The 906-nt window shown below is 75.3% G+C and carries 2 protein-coding genes; both read right to left on the bottom strand.

The genetic code is table 11. From position 1 onward, the window contains the following. Nucleotides 1–355 (bottom strand): MmcQ/YjbR family DNA-binding protein (locus ACOV8S_RS08560; RefSeq protein WP_448317090.1); only part of this gene is annotated, 355 nt, incomplete at its 3' end. Between the two features lie 61 nt (nucleotides 356–416). Further along, the coding region (locus ACOV8S_RS08555) for a LysR substrate-binding domain-containing protein (protein ID WP_448317089.1) at nucleotides 417–906 on the bottom strand (490 nt) is incomplete at its 5' end.

Genomic DNA, 906 nt, shown 5'->3' with positions numbered 1-906 from the left:
CCCCGGCGGGTACGCCGAGCTCGGGGTGGGAGTCGCGCAGGGCGGTGGGTGCGGCCTGGCGCCAGGAGTCGGCGAGGATGTCGCGGAGTTCGCCCTCGTCCTCCAGCGCGGCGAGCCGGACCCGGATCCAGGCGAAGGCGCTCTCGTGATCGGCGATCCAGAACTTCCCGGGTTCGGCGAGGACCAGTTCGTCCCGCTCCTCCTTGGGGCAGCGCACCGCGCAGGAGGACTCGTCCTCCGGCAGGGTGGCGAACATCTTCCCCGCCACCCGGAACGTGGGCATGCTCCAGGCCGTCTTCTCGGTGGTGTCCGGCAGGGACAGGGCGATTCGGCGTACGTCGTGCGCGTCCGGCATGCCCGCAGGTTAACGGCGGGCACCGACAACGGCGGGCGGGCGACGCGTCGGCCGCCCGCGCTCACCAGTCTCCGCGCGCCGCCTCGCCCAGCGCGTCCAGGACGGGGCTGATCAGCGGGTGCGCCTCGGAACCACGGCGCACCGCGGCGAACACCCGGCGGGTGGGAGCCACGCCCTCCACCGGGCGCACCGCCACGCCGGTCAGGTCCGTGCCGCGCAGGGCGGACCGGGGCACCAGGGCCACTCCGGCGCCGGCGGAGGCGAGCGCGACGACGGCCCTGAAGTCGTCGGAGGAGTGGTCGAAGTCCGGCTGGAAGCCGGCGCTCTCGCAGGCCAGGACCACCACGTCGTGGCAGGGGTTGCCCGGGTAGGGGCCGATCCAGGGGTCCTTGGCGAGGTCGGCGAGCGGGACCCGGTCCGCCTCGGCGAGACGGTGGGCGGTCGGCACGACCGCGTCGAACGGCTCGGCGTACAGCGGCACATGGGTGAGGCGGGCGTCCCCGGCAGCCGGGGCGCCGCGGTACTCGACGGCGACCGCCCCGTCCACCTGC

The organism is Streptomyces sp. CO7, assembly GCF_053474865.1.
Note: the sequence above shows the minus strand (reverse complement) of the source record. Positions and strands in the feature narration are given on the sequence as shown.